Source organism: Mesorhizobium sp. P5_C1 (assembly GCF_054049815.1).
On the sequence record NZ_JBFULQ010000349.1, the window covers coordinates 1 to 5,936 of the forward strand.

Here is a 5,936-nt window from a genome sequence, read left to right on the forward strand (position 1 = left end):
GCCGAGCGCCGGCGCGAAGACAAGCGTGGCGCCGGCCAGCGCGCCGGGTCTCGCCAGCGGCCAGACGATGCGGCGGAAGACCGCGGCGCGGCTGGCGTAGAGATCGTGCGCGGCCTCGATCAGACGCGGGTCGATGCGCTCCAGCGTCGAGTAGATCGGCAGCACCATGAAGGGCAGGAAGGTGTAGACGAGGCCGAGCAGGATCGACCCGTCATTGTAGAGCAGCGGCAGCGGATCGGAGATGATCCCGGCATGACGCAGCGCACCATTCGCCAGGCCTTCGTCGCGCAGGATGAGGATCCAGCAATAGGTGCGGATCAGTGTGTTGATCCAGAACGGCAGCGTGACGGCAAACAGCAGGACCCGGCGGCGCTCCGGTGCCTGGCAGACGATGTACCAGGCAACCGGCAGGCCGAGCACCAGGCAGATGAGGGTCGTGGCAATGGCGAGGTAGATCGAACGCAGGATGATCAGCGCATAGCTCGGCGAAAACACCAGGCTGTCGTCGAAGTCGCGCTGGTACAGGAACTGGAGATAGGCGTCGAATGTCGCCGGCGCCGTGACGCCGCCATAGGGGTTGGCGGTCATGAACGAATAGGCGACCGCAAGGAACAGCGGCAGCACCATGAAAATGCCGATGACCAGCATGGCGGGTGCGATCAGCAGGTAGGTGCGGTTCGGACCCATCGCCGCCTCAGTTCGCCAGTTCGCGTTCGACGTCGCGGGCCCAGTCGACGACGACCCTGTCGCCTGTCGCCAATGCCGCACCACCGCGCGAGCGCGACTGCAGCCTTGCTCCCTCTTCCAGGACAATCTCGTAGAGCGTGTCGGAGCCGAGGAAGGTGATGGCTGACACCGCTCCTCTGGCGTGGCCTGTGGCGTCATCGGATGCCGGTGATACGACGATGTGTTCGGGACGCACGACGATCGTCTTTGCAGGGTCGCGGCCAAGCGCTGCACCCGGCAGCAGGTTGGACTCGCCGATGAAATCGGCAACGAAGCGGTCCTGCGGATTGTCGTAGATGTCGCGCGGCGTGCCGACCTGCAGCACGTCGCCACTGCGCATCACCGCGATCCTATCGGACATCGCGAGCGCCTCCTCCTGGTCGTGGGTGACCAGCACGAAGGTGATGCCGGTTTCGCGCTGCAGCCGCTTCAATTCGCTCTGCATGCCCTTGCGCAGCTTGAGGTCGAGGGCCGACAGCGGCTCGTCGAGCAAAAGCACGCTCGGCTTCGGAGCAAGGGCACGCGCCACCGCGACGCGCTGCTGCTGGCCGCCCGACAGTTGCGCCGGGCGGCGCGTGGCGAAGCCTTCGAGCCGCACCATTTCCAGTGCTTCCCTGACGCGCTCGTCGATCAGCGATTTCGGCGTGTTCTGCATTTCCAGCCCGAAGGCAACATTCTCGGCGACGCTCATATGCGGGAACAGCGCGTAGCTCTGGAACACCGTGTTGACCGGCCGTTTCTGCGGCGGCAAGGCGGCGACATCGCTGCCGGCGATGCGGATGGCGCCCGAGCTCGGCGCCTCGAAGCCGGCGATCAGCCGCAACAAGGTCGTCTTGCCGCAACCGGATGGGCCAAGCAGGGTGAAGAACTCATTGTCGTAGATTTCGAGGCTGACATGATTCAGGGCTTGAACCGGATCGGCGTCCCTGGTCACGAAGGATTTTGACACGCTTTGGATGTCGATCATAACCGGCAAATTCCTGGGACTGCGGTGAGATGGCCGTGCCTGCTGGGAACCATCACGGTCATTCGAAACCGTGCCTAAAAATTCGCTCCAAAATTATATTTGTCAACAAATAATATATTGTTTTTGCTCTCTGACACGTGAAAGTGTGGCAGGGAACCGGCTATCCTCCGCGCCCACCCCTTTGCGTGTCGTGATGGTACGCCGGTAGGTTCAGAGCACCTTGCCACTGTCGGGATCGAGCAGGTGCATATGGGCCATCCCGAGCGAGAGTGTCGCCACCTCGCCCGGCTTCGGCGTCGAAGCGGGATCGATGCGCGCCGTCGCCTCCGCGCCGGCGATCAGCACATGCAGCAGCGTCTCCATGCCCATCGGCTCGACCACCTCGACCGGCGCTTTGATGTCGACGACGTCGGGCCGCTCGCGCTGCTCGGTGATGTGCTCGGGACGCAGGCCGAATTCGAGTTCGCGCCCGGCATGGCTGGCATAGCGGGCCGTACGGGCAGCCGGGACGGCGAGGGCCGTGCCATCACCGAGCACGACCGCGAGCCGGTCGCCGCGCGCTTCCAGGCGGCACTTGAAAAAGTTCATGCCGGGGCTGCCGATGAAGCCGGCGACGAAGCGGCTGGCCGGTTCATGGTAGAGATCGTTGGGCGGCCCGATCTGCTCGATGCGCCCCTTGTTCATCACCACGACGCGGTCGGCCAGCGTCATCGCCTCGACTTGGTCATGGGTGACGTAGACTGTCGTGGTGGCGACCATCTGGTGCAGCTTCTTGATCTCGGCGCGCATCTTCACCCTGAGCTTGGCGTCGAGGTTGGAGAGTGGCTCGTCGAACAGGAACACCTTCGGCTGCCGCACCATGGCGCGGCCCATCGCGACGCGCTGGCGCTGGCCGCCAGACAACTGGTGCGGCTTGCGCTGCAGCAGTTCGCTGAGGTCGAGGATGTCGGCGACACGGGCGATGCGCTGCGTCACCTCGCCGTCCGGCACCTTGCGGATGCGCAGGCCGAAAGCCATGTTCTGCGCGACCGTCATCTGCGGATAGAGCGCGTAGCTCTGGAAGACCATCGCGATGTCGCGATCCCTGGCCTGCACGTTATTGACCAGCCTGCCGCCGATATGGATCTCGCCGCCGCTCGGCCGGTCCAGTCCGGCCACCATGCGCAGCGTCGTCGACTTGCCGCAGCCGGACGGTCCGACGAGGACGACGAATTCGCCCTCTGCGATATCGAGATCGATATCGTGCACCACCTTCAGATTCTGGAAGCTCTTCGAAACCTTCTTCAGTTCGACGTCTGCCATGGCGCTACTCCCTTGCCGTGGGCGCGAACATGTCGAGCGCCAGTGCCGCGGCACCGATCACGCCGGCGTCGTTGCCGTGTTCCACCGCCACGATCACTGGTGGGCGGCCGGGCTTGAGCAGCACGAAATCCCTGACATTGCGGGCGATGCGATCGGTGAAGAAAGGACCGGCCAGCGCCAGACCGCCGCCGATGATCGCCGCCTCGATGTTGAGCATGTTCGACATGATGCCGATCATCTGGCCGAGCCAGCGCGCCACYTCGTCGACGACCTGCAGCGCGACGGGGTCGCCCTGCTTGGCAAGATCGCAGACGGTCTCGGCGTTGGTGGCGTCGGTGTCCGGCTTGAGTTGGCGATAGCGATTGACGAGCGCGCGGGCGCTGGCGAGGTTCTCGACCATGCCCGGCACCGGATCGGCAAGGTCGGTGCGGGCCGGATCGAGCGAGATGCAGCCAAGCTGTGGCGGCAACCCGTCCGGGCCGTCGATCACCTTGCGGTCGATGACCATGGCGCCGCCAATGCCGGTGCCGAGCGTCAGCAGCGCAAAGCGGGAGAAGGGACGCCCGGCGCCGTGCCGCATCTCGCCATGGGTGGCGCAGACGGCATCGTTGAGGACGATGGCCGGGACGCCGAAGCGAATGCCGAACAGTTTCGACAGCGAACCCATCAACAGTGCCGGGATCGCCGGGCATCGGCCATTCAGCATACCGGTCTGGGGATTTGGCGTGCCCGGCACACCAATGCCGATGGCGGTGATGTCCGGATATTGCCGCGTCAGCTCTTCGGTGGCCTTGGTGACCAGATGGACGAAATCCGCAAACTCGATATCCCGATGTACCGGGACAGCGCCGCGCGCCAGCACCTTGCCCGAACCGTCGACGGCGCCGAGCTTGACCAGGCTGCCGCCAATGTCGATTCCGATCGCGGTTACCATCAGGCCTCCTTGCGGATGCGCACGTTGAGCCTGCGTCCGAGATTGGGATAGATCATCTTGTCCGGATCGATGCCACGCGCGATCGCCAGCTCGCAACCATACCATTGCAGCGGGATCGGCGCCCAGCAACCGGCGAGCCATTGCTGCTCCGGCTCGGTCGGCCAGCTGACATCGAGGTCGAAGCGGGTCGGATGACCGGAGAGGTTGAGGACGACCGCACGTGGCCCGAGTTCGGCCAGAGCCTCGCCAAGATTGGCGGCGACTTTCGCCTCGGCCTCGGTCTGCGCGATGGCGATCACCAGGCTTTTGTCCGTCGTGCCATAGACATGCCCATGCAACGCCTCCTCCGTGTCGAAGGCGGCTGTCGGCACGCCGCTGATCTCGGCAATCTTGAGCGATGCCTCCAACGCGGTGCCGAGATGCGTTGCCTGTCCAGCGACCAGTATGTAATCGGGGACGCCGAAGCGGGTGACCAGATCCTTCGCTGCGGCGAGACCGGTTTCCGCTGTCTGCTCCAGTTGTCCGAGAAGCTTCGACAGATCGACCGTCTTGTTGGCTAGCTTGGCGGCAACCGCCAGCACCGAGATGACGGTGGCGGTATAGCCCATGGTCTTCGGGCCGACCGTCTCCGGGCCGATCGGCATGACGATCACCTCGGCGCCGGCCTCCGTAATCAGGCTGCCCTCCTCACCGGTAATGACAAGGGTGGGAAACCCGCGCGCCACCGCCAGACGCACCGCTTCGATCGTGGTAATGCTCATGCCGGACTGCGAGGCCGCCAGAACCAGCGTGCGCTGGTCCGATGCCTTGGGCGGCAAGCGCAGGAAAGCCTCCGGCTCCTTGGCGATCACCGAGGCGCCCGTCCCCTCCTCCAGCGCTTCGGCGCCGGCCAGCAGTGCATTCATCGAGGAGCCGGTGCCAAGCAGCACGATGCGCTGCGGCTTCTGGCGCAGGCTGGCGAACCGATCCAAATCCGCGCCGATGGCGGCGGGCAGCCCGGTCAGGGTCGAAGGCTGCCGGCGGATGTATTTGCCTATCTGCATCTTGATGTTCCATCAGTTCGAAATTGTAGAAGTCTTGCGAAAATCTGTCGGCCATGACGTCCGGCTATTTGCTGTAGCCCTTGCTCAGGCCGCTGATGAATTGCCGCGAGAACAGGGTGAACAGCAGGACGAGTGGCACCGCGCCAAGCGTCAGCGCGGCGAGAAGTGCGGGATAGTCGTTCATGAACTGGCCGACGAATTGCTGCACGCCGAGCGTCACCGTCTGGTTCTGCCGGCTTGGAGCCAGGATCAGCGGGAACCAGAGGTCGTTCCAGACCGGCAGCATGGTCAGCGCAGCCACCGCGGCGAGGCCGGGCCTGACCAAAGGCAGCACGATCCAGAAGGTGCGCAACTCGCTTGCACCATCCATGCGCGCTGCTTCCTTGAGATCTGTCGGAACGGTGCGGAAATAGGTGACCATCAGCGTCACCGCGATCGGGATGCTCATGGCGGTGTAGACGAGGATCAAGGCGGCCAGCGTATCCATCAGCTTCCAGGCGAGCATCATCTGGATGAGCGGGATCGTGCCGAGCCGGATCGGCAACATGATGCCGAGCACGAACAGGCCAGCGAGCAGCGAGGCGACCCGCACGCGGTATTCGACCAGGGCGAAGGCGGCGAGCGTCGACAGGACCACCGTCAGCACGATCGTCGTCACCGTGACGATCAAGCTGTTGCGGTAGTTGACGATGAAATTGCCGCGGGTGAAGACCCGCTTGTAGCCTTCGAGGCTGAAGGTCTTGGCCGTCGGCAGGTCAAACGGGCCACCGAAGATCGCCGGCGTCGTCTTCAGGGAATTGATGATGACGATCAGCACCGGTCCTATGGCGAGCACGACAAAGAAGATCAGCAGTGCGTGGACGATGATGCGCTCCAGCGTCCAGGGCTCGCGGTCCTGGCGGCGGCGGGCAACTGGCATGGTGAGGTCAGGGGCGCTCATATCCGCTCCTAGACCGAATAGGAT

6 protein-coding genes are annotated in these 5,936 nt (G+C 64.3%); all 6 read right to left on the reverse strand.

Annotated features, from left to right (window positions below; all coding sequences use genetic code 11):
• A partial coding sequence (locus ACXJ7R_RS22680; protein WP_457153804.1) for an ABC transporter permease occupies window positions 1-687 on the reverse strand: 687 nt, incomplete at its 3' end.
• A 7-nt stretch (window positions 688-694) separates the two neighbouring features.
• Window positions 695-1,693 (reverse strand): ABC transporter ATP-binding protein, encoded by a 999-nt coding sequence (locus ACXJ7R_RS22685; RefSeq protein WP_457153805.1) that lies wholly within the window; start codon window positions 1,691-1,693, stop codon window positions 695-697.
• Window positions 1,694-1,903: 210 nt separating this feature from the next.
• Entirely contained in the window at window positions 1,904-2,995 is a 1,092-nt protein-coding gene (locus ACXJ7R_RS22690; RefSeq protein ID WP_457153806.1) for an ABC transporter ATP-binding protein, read from the reverse strand.
• Between the two features lie 4 nt (window positions 2,996-2,999).
• Complete coding sequence (locus ACXJ7R_RS22695; protein ID WP_457153807.1) at window positions 3,000-3,929, reverse strand: ROK family protein; 930 nt, start codon at window positions 3,927-3,929, stop codon at window positions 3,000-3,002.
• Complete coding sequence (locus tag ACXJ7R_RS22700; protein WP_457153808.1) at window positions 3,929-4,972, reverse strand: SIS domain-containing protein; 1,044 nt, start codon at window positions 4,970-4,972, stop codon at window positions 3,929-3,931. The genes ACXJ7R_RS22695 and ACXJ7R_RS22700 overlap by 1 nt, the downstream gene beginning before the upstream one ends.
• 64 nt (window positions 4,973-5,036) lie before the next feature.
• Window positions 5,037-5,891, reverse strand: coding sequence for a carbohydrate ABC transporter permease (locus ACXJ7R_RS22705; RefSeq protein WP_457153809.1), 855 nt, complete (start codon window positions 5,889-5,891; stop codon window positions 5,037-5,039).
• Between the last annotated feature and the right edge of the window lie 45 nt (window positions 5,892-5,936).